The sequence below is a fragment of the Methylomonas sp. LL1 genome (assembly GCF_015711015.1).
Classification (GTDB): Bacteria; Pseudomonadota; Gammaproteobacteria; order Methylococcales; family Methylomonadaceae; genus Methylomonas.
Map to the genome: position 1 here is coordinate 3,320,948 of NZ_CP064653.1, position 16,046 is coordinate 3,336,993.

17 protein-coding genes and 1 pseudogene are annotated in these 16,046 nt (G+C 49.2%); 8 read left to right on the forward strand and 10 right to left on the reverse strand.

Features of this window, described 5'->3' with window-relative positions; genetic code table 11:
• Positions 1–9: 9 nt before the first annotated feature.
• Positions 10–438 (reverse strand): hypothetical protein, encoded by a 429-nt coding sequence (locus tag IVG45_RS15440; RefSeq protein WP_196434687.1) that lies wholly within the window; start codon positions 436–438, stop codon positions 10–12.
• Between IVG45_RS15440 and IVG45_RS15445 the strand changes: the two are divergent.
• Both IVG45_RS15445 and IVG45_RS15450 read left to right on the forward strand, forming a co-directional pair.
• Positions 394–603: pseudogene (locus IVG45_RS15445) on the forward strand (JAB domain-containing protein); the annotation flags it as partial. The gene IVG45_RS15440 and the pseudogene IVG45_RS15445 overlap by 45 nt on opposite strands.
• 218 nt (positions 604–821) lie before the next feature.
• Positions 822–2,180 carry a Fic family protein gene (locus IVG45_RS15450; RefSeq protein WP_196434689.1) on the forward strand — a complete coding sequence of 453 codons (1,359 nt, stop codon included), beginning with the start codon at positions 822–824 and terminating at the stop codon, positions 2,178–2,180.
• Between the two features lie 207 nt (positions 2,181–2,387).
• Here the strand turns inward: IVG45_RS15450 and IVG45_RS15455 are convergent, their stop codons facing one another.
• Both IVG45_RS15455 and IVG45_RS15460 read right to left on the reverse strand, forming a co-directional pair.
• Positions 2,388–2,774 (reverse strand): hypothetical protein, encoded by a 387-nt coding sequence (locus IVG45_RS15455; RefSeq protein ID WP_196434690.1) that lies wholly within the window; start codon positions 2,772–2,774, stop codon positions 2,388–2,390.
• Positions 2,775–2,840: 66 nt separating this feature from the next.
• Entirely contained in the window at positions 2,841–3,530 is a 690-nt protein-coding gene (locus IVG45_RS15460) for a DUF5677 domain-containing protein (protein WP_196434691.1), read from the reverse strand.
• A gap of 1,115 nt (positions 3,531–4,645) precedes the next feature.
• Between IVG45_RS15460 and IVG45_RS22840 the strand changes: the two genes are divergently transcribed.
• Entirely contained in the window at positions 4,646–4,774 is a 129-nt protein-coding gene (locus IVG45_RS22840) for a hypothetical protein (RefSeq protein WP_269059622.1), read from the forward strand.
• 127 nt (positions 4,775–4,901) lie between these two features.
• On the opposite strand, the gene IVG45_RS15465 is transcribed toward IVG45_RS22840, so the two are convergent.
• The 5 genes from IVG45_RS15465 to IVG45_RS15485 are packed head-to-tail and all read right to left on the reverse strand — an operon-like array spanning position 4,902 to position 9,767.
• Positions 4,902–5,414 (reverse strand): hypothetical protein, encoded by a 513-nt coding sequence (locus IVG45_RS15465; RefSeq protein ID WP_196434692.1) that lies wholly within the window; start codon positions 5,412–5,414, stop codon positions 4,902–4,904.
• A 34-nt stretch (positions 5,415–5,448) separates the two neighbouring features.
• A complete protein-coding gene (gene hemE, locus IVG45_RS15470; protein WP_196434693.1) occupies positions 5,449–6,519 on the reverse strand; it encodes a uroporphyrinogen decarboxylase in 1,071 nt (356 codons plus the stop codon).
• Between the two features lie 21 nt (positions 6,520–6,540).
• Positions 6,541–8,169 (reverse strand): AAA family ATPase, encoded by a 1,629-nt coding sequence (locus IVG45_RS15475; protein WP_196434694.1) that lies wholly within the window; start codon positions 8,167–8,169, stop codon positions 6,541–6,543.
• On the reverse strand, positions 8,159–9,241 hold the full coding sequence (aroB, locus tag IVG45_RS15480) for a 3-dehydroquinate synthase (RefSeq protein ID WP_196434695.1): 1,083 nt from the start codon (positions 9,239–9,241) through the stop codon (positions 8,159–8,161). The genes IVG45_RS15475 and aroB overlap by 11 nt, the downstream gene beginning before the upstream one ends.
• Positions 9,222–9,767, reverse strand: coding sequence for a shikimate kinase (locus tag IVG45_RS15485; protein WP_196434696.1), 546 nt, complete (start codon positions 9,765–9,767; stop codon positions 9,222–9,224). The genes aroB and IVG45_RS15485 overlap by 20 nt, the downstream gene beginning before the upstream one ends.
• A gap of 195 nt (positions 9,768–9,962) precedes the next feature.
• On the opposite strand from IVG45_RS15485, the gene IVG45_RS15490 reads away from it, so the two are divergent.
• The 5 genes from IVG45_RS15490 (at position 9,963) to fdxA (ending at position 14,674) form a co-directional block, all read left to right on the forward strand.
• Positions 9,963–10,307: a DUF2069 domain-containing protein gene (locus IVG45_RS15490; protein ID WP_196434697.1), complete on the forward strand. Its 345-nt coding sequence runs from the start codon at positions 9,963–9,965 to the stop codon at positions 10,305–10,307.
• A gap of 11 nt (positions 10,308–10,318) precedes the next feature.
• Positions 10,319–11,011 carry a DnaA regulatory inactivator Hda gene (gene hda / locus IVG45_RS15495; RefSeq protein WP_196434698.1) on the forward strand — a complete coding sequence of 231 codons (693 nt, stop codon included), beginning with the start codon at positions 10,319–10,321 and terminating at the stop codon, positions 11,009–11,011.
• Positions 11,008–11,949: a ketopantoate reductase family protein gene (locus IVG45_RS15500; protein ID WP_196434699.1), complete on the forward strand. Its 942-nt coding sequence runs from the start codon at positions 11,008–11,010 to the stop codon at positions 11,947–11,949. Before hda ends, IVG45_RS15500 begins: the two co-directional genes overlap by 4 nt.
• A 132-nt stretch (positions 11,950–12,081) precedes the next feature.
• Complete coding sequence (gene fusA, locus IVG45_RS15505; RefSeq protein ID WP_196434700.1) at positions 12,082–14,187, forward strand: elongation factor G; 2,106 nt, start codon at positions 12,082–12,084, stop codon at positions 14,185–14,187.
• A 163-nt stretch (positions 14,188–14,350) separates the two neighbouring features.
• Complete coding sequence (gene fdxA / locus IVG45_RS15510) at positions 14,351–14,674, forward strand: ferredoxin FdxA (RefSeq protein WP_196434701.1); 324 nt, start codon at positions 14,351–14,353, stop codon at positions 14,672–14,674.
• A 91-nt stretch (positions 14,675–14,765) separates the two neighbouring features.
• Here fdxA and IVG45_RS15515 read toward each other — a convergent pair whose 3' ends face one another.
• Positions 14,766–15,200: a hypothetical protein gene (locus IVG45_RS15515; protein WP_196434702.1), complete on the reverse strand. Its 435-nt coding sequence runs from the start codon at positions 15,198–15,200 to the stop codon at positions 14,766–14,768.
• Positions 15,201–15,224: 24 nt separating this feature from the next.
• Complete coding sequence (locus tag IVG45_RS15520; protein ID WP_196434703.1) at positions 15,225–15,956, reverse strand: DUF3240 family protein; 732 nt, start codon at positions 15,954–15,956, stop codon at positions 15,225–15,227.
• Positions 15,957–16,046 lie beyond the last annotated feature (90 nt).

Genomic DNA, 16,046 nt, shown 5'->3' on the forward strand with positions numbered 1-16,046 from the left:
CTGTCTTTTTTACTGGTGCCACCTATTGCCGTTGAAAGCGGCTTTGCCGATCTTGATTTCTTCCATCGAACCTGCAACGGCAACGACAGAATTTCGTCGGATTCTTACCGCCCCGCAGTGCTGGCAAACATCCTTTGGCCCCCACAACTCGCCGCATTCGTGGCATTTGGCGGCTTCCTTTTCCTCTTCCGACGGCTCACGTTTGGCCTTTTCGGCGCCATCGTCAAGCGTGTGAGCGCCGTTGAAATAAAGATCCTCCCATTGATCCTGTAACCTCAAAAAGTTGCCAGAATGATCAATCCACAAGGCAAAATCCTTGCCGGGAAACGGGCGCATAGGGCGGCCCAACTGCTGAACATGGCTTGAAAACGACTTAGTAATGGCCGCGCCGATAAACGTTGCTTGCAACTCAATGCGGCGGCGGTGATCTTTGCGCATAATCACCCATCCGGAAAAACAGAACCCAGTTCGGCGGATATAAAGATTACCAACAAACTGATAGAGGCCTTGGGCTTGGTTGATGTCCGGGTGTTAGATCACTTCATTATTGGCAATGGTAAACCGTTTTCGTTTGCTGAGCGTGGAATGATAGACCGGCAATAGCTCAATGAAAAAATTCAACATTAACAGAAAAGCTGTATGTCGAAGCACTGGCACCCAAAACAAAGCGGCTGCGCAAGAAATAGTCTTAAAATGACTGATGAAAGCTGGCGGCGACCTTGATTGGCTTGCCGGTTTTTTCTTTTTCATACTTGTTTTTAAAAATCAAGTATGAAAAACTAGTTGATCTTATAACCTAATGACTCTTAAGCAAAAATATCATGAAAATACCAGCAATGCCGCCAAATATTCAGGATATTTTGGAGGCTTCATTTGAGCAAGACCATGCCAAAGCTTTTCAAATGATGAGTACTTTTCAGCCGGTTGACGAAAAAGGGCGCTATTTGCACTGGGATAAGTTGCGTCATTTGCCTAATCCTGATGGGTTCAGTAGTGAGCAATGGTGGTGTGGCATCAAATTCGCTCGTAGCAAATTGTATCAAGTATTGCCATTAGTTGATAAATATCAACAGCCATTTCAATACTGTATAACCGATAGCGTACAGAGGAAACTGCATTGGCTGGATCGTTATGCATCCGGAAGTATTCAGACTGAGAATGCCATTACCAATCCCCAAACGCGCTCCACGTATTTAGTTAGATCGCTTATTGAAGAGGCGATCAATTCTAGTCAATTGGAAGGTGCCTCGACGACGCTCAATGTTGCTAAGGAAATGATCAGACAACAACGTAAGCCGTCTGATAAAAGCGAGCAAATGATCTTTAATAACTACCGGGCTATGCAGTTTATTCGTGAAGTTAAAGATGAACAGCTTACTCCCTCAATAGTATTCGAGTTACAGCGCATCGTGACTGAGAATACCCTTGACGATAATGCCTTGGCTGGAAGGCTAAGAACTAATCGGGATGATATTCATGTCGTGGATAATGCCTCTCAGCAGATTTTACACACACCGCCCGATGCCGGCGAACTGGAAGCAAGAATAGAAAGGTTATGTAAATTTGCCAATAGTATTGATGATGGCGGAGACAATTCGTTTCTGCACCCGGTAATAAAAGCCATTACGCTGCATTTTATGCTGGCGTATGACCATCCTTTTTGCGATGGTAATGGTCGCACTGCGCGCGCCTTGTTTTATTGGGCTATGGCTAGGCATGGCTACTGGTTGATCGAATTTGTATCGATTTCGCGCATTATTAAGGAAGCGCCTGTTCAATACGGTAAGGCTTTTTTGTACACCGAAACCGATGATAACGATGTAACTTACTTCTTGCTTCATCAGCTCACAGTTTTGCATCGATCAATAGAAGCTTTACACTCGTATTTGGATACGAAATCGAAAGAGCTAAGTGTTACGGAAAAACTATTCCAGAATAATAAACGCTTGCGTGGCAAATTGAATTTCCGCCAGATTGCTCTTATAAGACATGCACTAAAACACCCCAGGTTTGCTTATATCGTACAAGAGCATCAAAACTCACATGGAATTTCCTACGACGTCGCTAGGAAAGATTTATTGGAACTTTCGGATGACCTTAAATTGTTGATTAAGACTAAAGAAGGTAAGCGTTATCTTTTTGTGGTGCCGCCTGATTTTGAGCAACGGATTAGCAAATGATCATGAGTACTCGCAAAAAATGAGCACCAATGCGGGCACCAGCAGCAAAGCCATACCGGAATATTTCCTTTAAAACCAATTACTTGTATATCAAATGTATATTCAAATTCAGTTACGACCAAGGAAATCATCTTCGCCGGGCGGGTTATTCAAACCAATCGAAACATTTTTGCTGCTTTCGAATCAGTCGAAAACGTTCGGGTCGGGTCATAAACCTCGCCCACTCAGGAATATGGTCGCGGAGTCGAGCAGCAAATAGAAAGCATTCAAGAAGTCTAGATACTCGCCCCACGCTTTTACTGTTGCTTCTGTGGGAAGAGGTATGTTGCCCTCATTAGGCTGAACTTGTTCCAATGCTTCGACCCGGAGCATGATTCTTCCGTCTCGGCAAACCTTTATCGTGTAGGTCGAGGTCTCATGCAAGAACACTTCTTCCACCATTTGATCGTAAAACCAGCCCTCACGGCTTTGGTTCGAAAAGTCGACCTTGCTGCCAGCCCAGAATGGCCTAGATGGGTAAAAAGCAGTGAACTGACTGATTGGCATACTAGCACTCAGATTGGTGACGCCCAGCGCTCTGCGTAACTGGCGCATTTGGAGTGAGCGTAGCGAATGAAAAATGCGTCCGCGTTTACGGCTTTGTTAAGTGAAGCCTCTCTGTCACACCGCAAATATATCTTCATGCCCTGTTTCCAATATTGCATGAATAGTATGGCTGCCGTTTCTAAGAAAGTGCTTACCTGTTATTAAATAGTGGTCATACTCGCCCGGCTCCTGCTCTTTGAACAGCGCCATCTCAAAATCATTCTCTGCCTCGTTAATAATAAAAAACCTAACGATTAAGGAACGGATATCGTTATGAGAGTGTGAGCATACAAAATTGTAAACGGACCTGTATTCGTCAACCATTCCTGCTTTATCAAATTTTTCAAATTGATTTAGTGCCTTATAACCTTTGCCTCGAAGCTCGGCCAGCTTATTTTTTTGCTCTTGTACCTGTGTGTCTAGCGTTGGATCCTCGGCTATTGATGCTAGAAACGCATTTTTCTTTTGGCTGGCCTCCTCAATTATTTTAAGCCATTCTTTGGCATAGCTAGCTTCCATGTTGTAACCATACAATCTATCTTCTGCAAGGTTCCTGAAATCAACATAAGCCTCAAGTAAGCCTCTAAAAACAACCGGAATGGCAATACACTTATCGTTTTCTACGAGAAATATCAGTGAATCGAAGTATTCGATAAGGGAACAATACAGAGCGATTAAGTTCCGATGCCAGGGATGCTGTTTATCGAATTTCAAGTGCTCTGCGTAGGCTAGAGCATTCTTGATTTCTTGCTTGAACTCATCCATTTCTTTCACCTAACGATAAGGGTAACTTGCCGGCGAAAGCGTAGCGACGAAAGGAGCGTAGCTTTTGCCGGTCAAGTTGACCCGCTGGTTAGCGATTAGGTCCCAGAAATATCTAAGGCTCATTTTTCGTCGTGACCATGGCCCCATACCGTTCTGTAAGGCAGCGCTTTAGCGCATAGAATTCTGTTTTCTCATTAGGGGTCAGTGGGGTGCCAAGACTACGAAAAGCAAACTGGACTTTGCTACCGCCAACAACATCTTCGATTCTTACCTCTGGTTCAGCAACTATCCAGCCCGCTGAATCCACGAAATCGAACCAAAAGCTAATCGCCTCAGCAGTAGGCTGTTCTCTGACCTCAGCCCAACGCCCTCCTTTTTTGTAACCACAAGCGAACCCAGCATCCAAGACTAATGGATGTACTTGCTCTTTTGTCTTCTTTGGAAACAAAACCTCGATATTAGAGCTATATATCCTATCCCCGTAGAAGCATCCAGTTAAAAGGAGGCAACCTACAGCAATTGCAACAGCCCGTATATCAGATGAGAAGTGCCGCACTGTAAGAAATATGGGAAGAGGGATAAGGTTCGAATGCATAATATTAGCTAACTAGTAATTAGATAGTTCTGTATATCTACCGAGAATTAGTCCTCGATCGGATAATTTATTAATTAATATGAGATTTTTCCTTCTGTATATCATCGGAACCTAGTAGATATGACTGGTAACCATCAAATTGCCGCCATTGAATCACATCAGGCGATAGGCAGCAAAGGGTCGGTTTTTGCCTGTCACTCCTTGGATTTTGCCATAACCCCTTCTCCAATCACCTTTACCTGCTTTAAGTTCTTCGTTAATTTCAAAGCTAGCTCATTTCAAAAATCATGAGATTTGACACTGCTTGCCGATTGACGAGTGATTTTTGTCGATTCAAGCATCTTTTTTACGTTGACTTTCAAATCTAATCAACTTTAACAAAGTATTTCAATGGTTTGATTTGAATCGATTTAGGTAAAACTCGACATTCTAAGCAAAGCGCGATTGTTAAAAAGACTATTGATTTTGCTGGAAGAAGTGGCAAACTCGCCGATCATTCATCGGATTTCGAGGGGGCGCCATGAAAATATTAACCATAATGGTATTAGCCGTTTTGGCCTACGGCTTTGTGCGTTTTATGATTGGTTTTATCAAAGAACTGGCTGAATTCGCGGCCGAGGCTTGGCATAGCGGAGAAACCGAGCTTTAACCCGTAGTTTCAAGCCTTATTAAGACAGTTTTACAGCAATATAGCGCCCGCCGAGTAGAGTAGCGCCAAAGAAAACGCCAAGTTCGAAGCTCAACTGCATAGGGCTGGAAGTCATGCATTTATTCGGCTATTCATCGGGCTTCAAGTCAATTATCGGCCGTTGCAATAAGCCGTAGCCGACACGCCATTGTTTATTATCCGTCGCGCGGAGCGTGACGGATTTCTGATTCAGGCGAATGATACAACCTTCGATATACCCGCCGTCGGTGGCAATGAAAGCAACATGGTCACCGGTTTTCAAGTGATGTCGCTCCAGTTTCTGGCCTTGGGGTAACACGACATCGACAGACTGGCCGCTCAGGTTCAGCATATGGGGCAGGATTTTGTAACGCCGTTGTTCGGCCAAATCCAGAACAACGACGTACTTCTGCAATATTTCCAGGATTCGGCAGGGGTGTTGTTGGTGAGTCTGGGCATCGAAATAATGAAGCTCCTGGCCGACACGCAGGCTGGCAAACAAAAGCCGTTGCCGGACCGGACTATCCAGTTCGTCATCGATTAGCACCCTCAGCCGGTATAGATCGAAGCTAGAAGCATGCTTTAGGGCATGGAGCCAATCGGTAAAAGACAGCTGCTTCATTCAAATCTTACCTCGCTCCCGCTTTTGCAGCCCATCAAGCCTTTTCGTGGTAGCGCGGACTCAGTTCTTGCACCGCATCCACCATCGCGGCAACGTGTTCGGGGTTGATGTCCGGCAGAATGCCGTGACCCAGATTAAACACATGCCCCGAACCCTGTCCATAGCGCTGTAAAATGTTGCCGACTTTTTCGCGTATCACGTCGGGTTGCGCATACAAGGTGATCGGGTCCATGTTGCCTTGCAAGGCAACCTTGTCGCCGACTCGGGCTCTGGCATTACCGATGTCGGTTTGCCAATCCAGGCCCAGCGCATCGAAACCGGTGGCCGCCATCGCTTCCAGCCACAAGCCGCCGCCCTTGGTGAACAAAATGGTCGGGATTTGTCGGCCGTCGCGGCTGGTATTCAACAATTGCCTGACTTGCTGGGCATAGCGCAACGAAAACTCCAGATAATCGTCATGACTCAGCATGCCGCCCCAGGTGTCGAACACCATCACAGCATCGGCGCCGGCGGCGATTTGCGCATTCAGGTATGAAGCGACCGATTGCGCCAGTTTATCCAGCATTTGGTGCATCAAACTCGGCTGCTCGAACATCATGCTTTTGACTTTTTGAAAGCTCTTACTGCTTTTGCCTTCCACCATGTAGGTCGCCAAGGTCCACGGACTACCGGAAAAACCGATCAGCGGCACCCGGCCCTGTAAATTGGTCTTGATCAAACGCACCGCGTCGATCACATAGCGCAATTCCATTTCCGGATCGGGAATCGGCAGTTTGGCAACATCGGCGGCGGTTCTAACCGGATGAGCAAACTGCGGCCCCTCGCCCTCGGCAAACGATAAGCCCAGGCCCATCGCATCGGGAATGGTCAGGATGTCGGAGAACAAGATCGCCGCATCGAAACCAAAGCGGTCCAGCGGCTGCAAAGTCACTTCACAAGCCAACTCGGGATTGGTGCATAGCTGCATGAAACTACCGGCCTTGGCCCGCACTTCGCGATATTCCGGTAAATAACGCCCAGCCTGACGCATCATCCAGACCGGAGTGCGTTCCACGGGTTGTCTTAACAGGGCGCGGAGAAATAAATCGTTGTCTAATTGAGTCATATTGAATGGGGGTTGAATAAATCAGCGCCGGCTTTCTTGTTGCACGGCTTTAAAACTTTTTTCCAGGGCCTGCTTAAATTCGCCCGGCATGATTTCCTTGTATTGGCGCGCTTCGGTCACCGATTCAAAGGAGCCGTAGATGACCACAAATTTTTCTTGGCCGTTTTTGGTGACAGGATAATAGGTCAGGCCTTCGCCGTAATCGGCGTACTTCTTCATGAACCGCTGCGCCGCGTCTTTGGTGGACAGGGTCATTACTTGCAATGTGACATTCTTGGGAGGTTGGGCCATGATCCAATCCTGCCCGCTACCGGTCGCAGAAGTTTTGGTAGCTTTACTATCCGCCGTTTTTTGTTCCGGTACCAGCAAAGGTTCCGCTGTCGGCGTGACTTGAACGCTGCTATCGGACGATGTCTTAGCATTATTATCCACCGGTTTGGTCGTTTCCGACTGAGAAACCGCCACATCAGTTTCTACTGGTTTTTCCGTTATAACCGGAGTTGCCGGCTTGGCCGGTTCGTTCGACTTGACGGGATGCGCAACCAACGGCGCTGGAATGGCTGTGGAGGTATTGGGTAGCGTAGACGCCGAAGGAGGTTCAGCCAATGGCGCAATTTGCATGGGTGCCGGCATCGGTGCGGCGGGCAAACTGGCAAGAGGAGCGGCTTCATTGGATATTTGCGGTTGCTCCATTGTCGGCTGGGCAGGCGGCGAAACGACATCAAGCTGTACTGGGGGTTCTGAGTCGGGCGCGGGCTTGGCATTACCGCCAGTGTTTTCCATTGCAAGATTTGGTGCGGCTGGTTGCGGCTGGGCGGCAAGCTGTTCGCTGCCCGGAAAAATCGGCGGGTTTTCCGGCAGCAAGGATTTGGCGACAAAACCGGCGGCAGCAACCACCATCGCCACTCCCACCCACAATCCCCAACCGCGTTGCCGCCGGCTTTGGTATTGGTTCAATTTGGGCAATTCATTCAGCAATTTGCCCGGTATGCCTTGTGTTTGACAGTACAACGTTTCAACCAGGTCGTCGGTGACCGCCTTGAACGACAGCGGCGTCCCCGGTTGCGCGGATAGGTTTTGCAGATATTCCAGGCATTGGCGCTGGTTCAGCGGCGGCAATTCAATGTAATGGCAGTCGTCCAGGGCTTTATCGGAGGCGGATTTGGTCTGGAATTGGTCGAAATTCATCGAAAACACCAGGCGTAATCCGGATAACGAATCGGCGAAATCGATCAGCTCGCCAATCAGGCCGGGTACCAGATCGCCGGCATCATCGATGATCAACACCACTTTTTGTTTTTCGCAAAAAGCCCGCAACGACGACATATCAAAATGAACACTGTTGCTGCTTAAATTTAAAAACTGGCTTAATTGAGTGATGACGGACTCGAAGCTTAAGCCCGACGAACCCCGCAGGATACAAATCGGCCAGACCTCTCCGTGGCTATCTTGCAAGGTTTTTAGCAAGGTGGTCTTGCCTATGCCATCCGGACCGCTGACAATCAAGGACTGCCGCAGGTTGGTCAATAAATGAATCAATAAATCCAGCTTTTGCGAGCGATCCGAAGTCAGCAGCACGCGCTCCGGCTGCATACCGCCACCCGCGATACGCCTGGGCTTGCCGTAGGTCAGATTATCGTTATCCAGCATAATCGCTCAAGGTTGCTTGCAATTGCGCCAGGTCGACGTTGACCGGCAGCGAGGCTTTGCCGACGGCTTCCAACAGAATCACGCGGATTTTGCCGTCGACATTTTTCTTATCCACCGCCATCAAATCCACATACTGCTCGGTAGTCATGCCGGCCGGTGGCGTCACCGGCAAATTGGCGGCCTTGAAAATCGCCACGATCCGTTCGACATCGGCATCGTTCAGCCAACCCAAACGCCGGGATAAATCAGCGGCAAAGCAAGTGCCTATCGCTACCGCCTCGCCATGCAAATAATGGCCGTAACCACTGCCGGTTTCGATCGCATGGCCGAAGGTATGACCCAGGTTCAACGTGGCGCGCACGCCGGATTCGAATTCGTCTTCGCCGACCACTTCAGCCTTGTTGGCGCAGGATCGCTCGATGGCATAGGCCAGCGCCGGCTTGTCGCGGGCCAATAGTTTAGGCATATTGGCTTCCAGCCATTGCAAAAACTCCGGATCGCGAATCAAACCGTATTTGATGACTTCCGCCAGTCCGGCCGACAGTTGCCTATCGTCCAGAGTGTTCAGCACCTCGGCGTCGGCAATCACGCATTGCGGCTGGTAAAACGCGCCTATCATGTTTTTGCCCAGCGGATGATTGACGCCGGTCTTGCCGCCGACCGAGGAATCGACCTGGGCCAGCAAGGTGGTGGGGATTTGGATAAAAGCGATGCCGCGCTGGTAGCAGGCCGCCGCGAAGCCGCCCATATCGCCGATCACGCCGCCGCCTAAGGCAATCAAGGTGGCGTTGCGGCTAAATTTTTTCGCCAACAACTGATCGAAGATTTTTTCCAAATATTGCAGGGTTTTATATTGCTCGCCGTCCGGCAAAATCACCGGCTCCACTTGATAATCGATCAACGCCGCGTGCAATTTCGCCAGATAAAGTGGGGCAATGGTCTGGTTGGTGACTATGGCTACCTGTTTCGAGCAAATATGCCGGGTGAGTAAATCTCCCTGACCTAGCAAACCGGAACCGATGTAAATCGGGTAACCGCGGGCATTATTTAATTCAACTTGCAATACTTTCATGATGTTCCAACGCAGCCTGATATTGCTGCAAAATGGTTTTGACCACGGTTTTTCCGGGCAAAGAACCGGAATCAATTTTAAAATTCGCGCATTCCATATACAGCGGCTCGCGTTCGGCCAACAAGGTTTGTAAGCGTTGTCGCGGATTCTCGGTGCGCAGTAGCGGTCTTTGAGTGTCGTGGCGGGTCCGATATAAAATTTTATCGATAGAACAATGCAGATAAACCACAAAGCCGTTGGCTTTTAATGCTTCGCGGTTTTCAGCTCTCAACACCGAACCGCCGCCGGTGGCCATTACGATACCCGGTATGCCGGTTAGCTGCCGGATGATACACTCTTCGCGCAACCGAAACCCCTCCTCGCCTTCATAGGAAAATATGGTCGGAATATCGACGCCCATGCAATCTTCGATAACCTTGTCGCTATCGTAAAACGGCCGTTGCAGCGCTTTGGCCAACTGCTTGCCTATGGTGGTTTTACCCACGCCCATCAGGCCGATCAAATAGATATTCTCCAGTTTTTTCATTGAAAACGGGTTAAAGCATGGAAAGGCCAGCATTATGCCCATTTTTCATGTTGAATAAAACGTTAACCGGTACGGAGGTTTAACCTTTTGCCATACACTCTCGACGTGGCACTGCATTCTTGATCAGACTTTGTGATAATAGCTCACGGGTTTTAGGCTGACGCCACCGGTTTAGCCGCTCATCACTCATTTCCGATGCAACGAATTCATTATTATTATGCCGCTTTGGCCGGATTTTTCGGCTTGTTTCTTTTACTGATGGCCTGGCCTACCTTGTTGGCGCCGTCGACCAAATTTCCGACGGCATTATTGCTGATCGTCGGCGTAGGCCCACTGTTGCTGCCTTTTAAGGGCTTTTTGAATCGGAATTTGAAAAGCTGTACCTGGATGAGCTATCTGAGTCTGCCCTATTTTATTCATGGCGTAACGGAAGCCTACGCCAACCAGGGTCAACGCTCGCTAGCCTTGCTGGAAATCCTGTTTAGCCTACTGCTATGCTTCGGCGCCGGTTTTTATGTTTACAAAGCCGAAAAGGCCTGACTATTTTGGGCATGCAGGTTCCGTTACAGTTTGAATTTCAGAGCAATCTGACCTTTGCCAGCTTTTTTGCCGGCAATAATGCCGAAATTCTCGACCAATTGCAGGCCTTGGCCGACGATGGCGAAGAACAGCAAATTTATATCTGGGGTGAAAACGGCAGCGGCAAGAGTCATTTATTGCAGGCCTGTTGCCAGCACGCCAAAATCAGGGGAAAAGACCCGTTCTTTCTGAAACTCATGGCCGACCAGCTGCCGTCGCCGGCATTGTTGGATGGCCTGGAGCATATGGAGCTGGTTTGTTTCGACGACATTCAACACATCGCGGGCCACGCCGACTGGGAAACCGCACTGTTCGCTTTTTACAACAGCCACCGCCAAAACAATCATAAATTGCTATTGGCGGCCGATTGCCCTCCCAAATACCTGCCTTTTGGCTTGCCCGACCTGAAAACACGGATGAGTTGGGGATTAACCCTGAAAATCCAGCCCTTGCGCGATGATCAGATCATCGACGCACTGGCCTTCAAGGCCCATTTTTTGGGCTTCGATATTCAGCCCAAGGTGGGGCGCTTCCTGCTGAACCACTACGTTCACGATTTACCGGCTTTATGGCTCTTGTTGGAAGAAATCGACCGCGCCACGCTGGCGGCGCAACGCAAACTGACGATTCCGTTTTTGAAGCAGATTCTGGCCGAGCAAGTATGAGTGACAAAATTCTGATTGTAGGAGCAGGCGCCATCGGCGCATTTTACGGCGCACTACTGGCCAGAGCCGGCGCGCAAGTTTCGGTGGTATGCCGCTCGGACTATGCCATAGTCAAACAGCAGGGCTTTATGATCGAGAGTTACAGCTTGGGCAACTGGCAATTTCAGCCCCGGCAGGTCTTACGCCATTGCGCCGACTACCGGGACGAAGCCGATTATCTGATTTTATGCACTAAAGTGACCGATCAAGTCGCTCGAGCGGAATTAATTCGCCCCGCTATCCGCAAAAACACCGCGATTGTTTTGATTCAGAACGGCGTCGAAATCGAAACCGAAATACGGAATGCCTTTCCGGATCGGGAACTGATCAGCGGTCTAGCCTTTATTTGTAGTAACCGGGTCGCGGCGGCCCAGATTAGCCACTTGGCCTATGGCAAGCTCTCCCTGGGAAATTATCCGGCTGGCGTGACCGCCAAGGCCCGGCATTTACAAAGCCTGTTTTTTCAGTCAGGCATAGAATGCGACACCAATGAAGACATCACCAGTGTGCGCTGGCAAAAATGCGTCTGGAATGCTGCGTTCAATCCCTTATCGGTACTTTCCGGCGGCCTGCCGACCCTGTCGATATTGCAGCATCAGGAAGGCTTGATCCGTCAAATCATGCGGGAAGTATGCGACATTGCCGCCACTTGCGGCCATCCACTGCCGGATGATGTGATAGAAGCCAATTTACAACGCACTTATGCGATGCCGCCCTACAAAACCAGCATGCTGCTGGATTTTGAGCGCCATCATCCGATGGAAACCGAAGCCATTCTCGGCAATACTGTCCGCGCCGCTCAACGCCAACAAATCGCCTGCCCCACCCTCCAAACTTTATACGCACTGATGAAACTAAGGGAACTACAAATTCAATTGGAAAGCCAAGAAAAATGCTGAAACACAATTGACATTCTGTTTTTTTTGATTTTCGGGTAGAATAGGCGGATTTTTCATTGACACTGTTCTTGAAGAAACCGAGGCAATGGTGCCAAGGGTTTTAACGTTTTCATCTCCACTTAGAGTACAACCATGACTGATCTATCGCTATACAGAAACATCGGCATCTTCGCGCACGTCGATGCCGGTAAAACCACTACCACCGAGCGGATTTTGAAGCTGACCGGAAAAATCCACAAAATCGGCGAAGTACACGATGGCGCGGCGACGACAGACTTCATGGTGCAGGAGCAAGAACGCGGCATTACCATTCAATCGGCCGCCACCACCTGTTTTTGGCCGGGTAGCACCAACCAATTCAAGCCACACCGTTTCAATATCATCGACACCCCGGGCCACGTTGACTTTACCATCGAAGTTTATCGTTCCTTGAAAGTATTAGACGGCGGTGTCGGCGTATTCTGCGGTTCCGGCGGTGTTGAACCGCAATCAGAAACCAACTGGCGGTATGCGAACGACTCCAAAGTAGCCCGCGTCATTTACGTCAACAAATTGGACCGTCTGGGTGCCGATTTCTATCGCGTTGTCAAACAAGTCGAAGACGTATTGGGCGCGAAACCGGTCGTGATGACCCTGCCTATCGGCACCGAAGAAAACTTTGTCGGCGTGGTCGACTTGCTGACCCGTAAAGCCTGGGTTTGGGATAACTCCGGCGACCCGTTGAAATACGAAATCAAAGACGTACCTGCCGACATGGTGGAGCAAGTCGAAGAATGGCGGGCGAAACTGATCGATCAAGTCTCCGATCAAGACGACGACATCATGGAGAAATATCTGGAAGGTGAAGAGCCTACCATCGAAGAAATCAAACGTTGCATCCGCAAGGGCACCATCGCGATGGATTTCTTCCCGACTTTCTGCGGCTCTTCGTTCAAAAACAAAGGCGTGCAATTGGTGCTGGACGGCGTTATCGAGTATTTGCCGAATCCTACCGAAGTCAAGCCGCAGCCCGAGACCGACATCGAAGGCGTTCCAACCGGCGAATACGCGATTGTCGATGCCGACCGCCCGTTGCGCGCACTGGTGTTCAAAATCATGGACGACCGTTTCGGCGCCTTGAACTTTGTCCGCATCTACTCCGGCCGTATCAAAAAAGGCGACACGCTGTTGAACACCTTCACCGGTAAAACCGAGCGCATCGGTCGTATGGTGGAAATGCACGCCGATGACCGCAACGAGATCGAATCAGCGCAAGCCGGTGACATCGTGGCCTTGATCGGTTTGAAAAACGTGCAAACCGGCCATACCTTGTGCGACCCGGACCAACCGGCCACGCTGGAACCGATGGTATTCCCGGACCCCGTTATCTCGATCGCGATTTCGCCAAAAGACAAAGGCAGCAACGAGAAAATGGGCATCGCGATCGGCAAGATGGTTCAAGAAGATCCATCATTCCGCGTCGAAACCGACCAAGAATCCGGCGAAACCATCATCAAAGGCATGGGCGAGTTGCATCTGGACATCAAAGTCGACATTTTGCGCCGTACCCACGGTGTGGACGTCAACGTGGGTAAACCACAGGTGGCTTACCGCGAAACCATTACCCAACGCATCGAAGACAGCTACACCCACAAAAAACAATCGGGTGGTTCCGGCCAATACGCGAAAATCGATTACATCATCGAGCCAGGCGAGCCAGGCAGCGGTTTTGTATTCGAATCACAAGTGACCGGCGGTAACGTACCTCGCGAATACTGGCCCGCGGTTGAAAAAGGCTTTAAAGCCAGTATCGACAAAGGTGTTCTGGCCGGATTCCCTTGCTTGGACTTCAAAGTCATTCTGACCGACGGTGCCTTCCACGCGGTTGACTCCTCGTCCATCGCGTTCGAAATCGCCGCCCGCGCCGCGTATCGTCAATCGATTCCAAAAGGCAATCCGCAATTGCTGGAGCCGATCATGAAAGTTGACGTATTCACTCCGGATGCGCACGTCGGCGACGTAATCGGCGATTTGAACCGCCGCCGCGGCATGATCAAATCGCAAGACGCGGGCGTTACCGGCGTCCGTATCAAAGCCGACGTACCGCTGAGCGATATGTTCGGTTACATCGGCGATTTGCGCACCATGACCTCCGGTCGCGGCCAGTTCTCGATGGAATTTTCACACTACACCGCTTGTCCACGCAATGTCGCGGAAGAAGTGATCAAGGAAGTGAAAGAACGCGAAAAAAATAAATAATCCCAATCCGGGCAACTGAAGCAGGTATTCGCCTGTTTCAGTTGTAAGCCCCCGTGATTTGTGTAAGTTAGCAACCTGCCGCGCCGCGGCAGTTTCTTTTTCAACCATAAAGCTTCCGCCATGTACGGAAGCTTGTTCCATCACCTAACCCTGGAAGAACATTATGGCTTTTGTTGTCACCGAGAACTGTATCAAATGCAAATTCACCGACTGCGTTGACGTCTGCCCAGTCGATTGTTTTCATGAAGGCCCCAACTTTCTGGTAATCGACCCGGACGAATGTATCGATTGCACTCTGTGCGAACCGGAATGCCCGGCTAATGCGATTCATGCCGAAGATGAAGTACCCGAAGGCCAAGAGCATTTCATCGCACTGAACGCCGAATTGGCCAAAGCATGGCCCACCATTACCGAAGTGAAGGATGCATTGCCCGACGCGGATGAATGGAATGGAAAACCCGGCAAATTTGACTTGTTGGAAAAATAATCTAAAAACAACCGATCAAATTATCCGCCCTAAGCGGTCGATTTTTTGGTCGGTTATTTTGATCCAGACAAAAAACCTAGAGGATTGAATCCTATGGGCTTTTGCGCACGAAGTCACCGGAACTGCTGAACTGTTCCGAAATATCTTTAATTATTTCCAGATCATTGCCGCGGCGGCGATCATTGATGCGCCGATCCAAAATATTCTTATCCACAACCCGGCGGGGATTTTGCCTGGGATCTTTATGCCAATCGCGGATAAAATATTGCCTGACGATAATAAGTTTTCCTTTAAATCGACTGCCTTTTAGTTTTCTAATTGCACGTATCCCTACCGCATCGGGCTCGACACTAACCAAACCGTGAAACTCCAAGGTATTTAAGCGCTTATCTTGTAATGCAAGAATCTTGACCGCGGTTATTCTCCCCGATTTTCTAAACAAGCCACCTTTTAGAGCAGGCCCGACGAAATCGATCAGTTCACTTGCCTTGGTTGCGGCGGGAATTTTTCTTATAAAAATAATCATTAGGGATTAAATTTAAGACGATGGCTAGATCACGCCGAATTCAACCACCGGCGTTATCCAATAATAGATATTCTTGCTGGAAAACCGAGTTTTGAGTGTTTCCAATAATGCTGAAATAACCTGCCTGGTGGCATAGATTTGAAAGCGGCGCGACTTTTGCTCCGGGCCTTCGTGTTCGGTCAGAAAACGGGTAATACGATAATCCTGCGCCTCATCTAACGGATGATCCGAATTGGATTGTTCCAATTCAAAACTGACCAGGCACTCCGCTACCGCCATTTCAATCTCGGCCGGCACGATAAAGGTCACCTGAAATTGTTGGTGATTAAAGGTATTCACAAAATCGGCCTCGGTATTGTAATGATCCGAGATGTTTTTGATAACTTCCAAATGATTGCCTCGCCGGCGATCGCCGTGACGCTTCTCAAGAATGGCATGGTTATCGACTTCGAGTTGATTCTGGCGCGGGTCGTTATTCCAACTACGATGATAATATGGCCTTACCATCACATAACGGCCATTCAAACGACGGCTTTTGAGTACATTGACCGCCTGATTTACCGACCATTCGGAATCCAAGGTCACCAGCCCATGATATTCAATCGAATCCAGCCGGGTATCTCGTAGCGCCAGGATCTCGATATTAAGGATACGCCCCGGCTTTCTAAAAAAACCATTTTTCAGCGCCGGTTTCACAAAATCCGAAATTTCAATGTGCTTGGTATTGGCGGGAATCCTTCTTAAGAAAATATTCATATAGCATGACTCAATAGCCTAAACTTGCCGCAACCTTTAGTCCCAAATTACGGCCCCCGATCAAAGATTAGCATCCAATCTCAATTACTG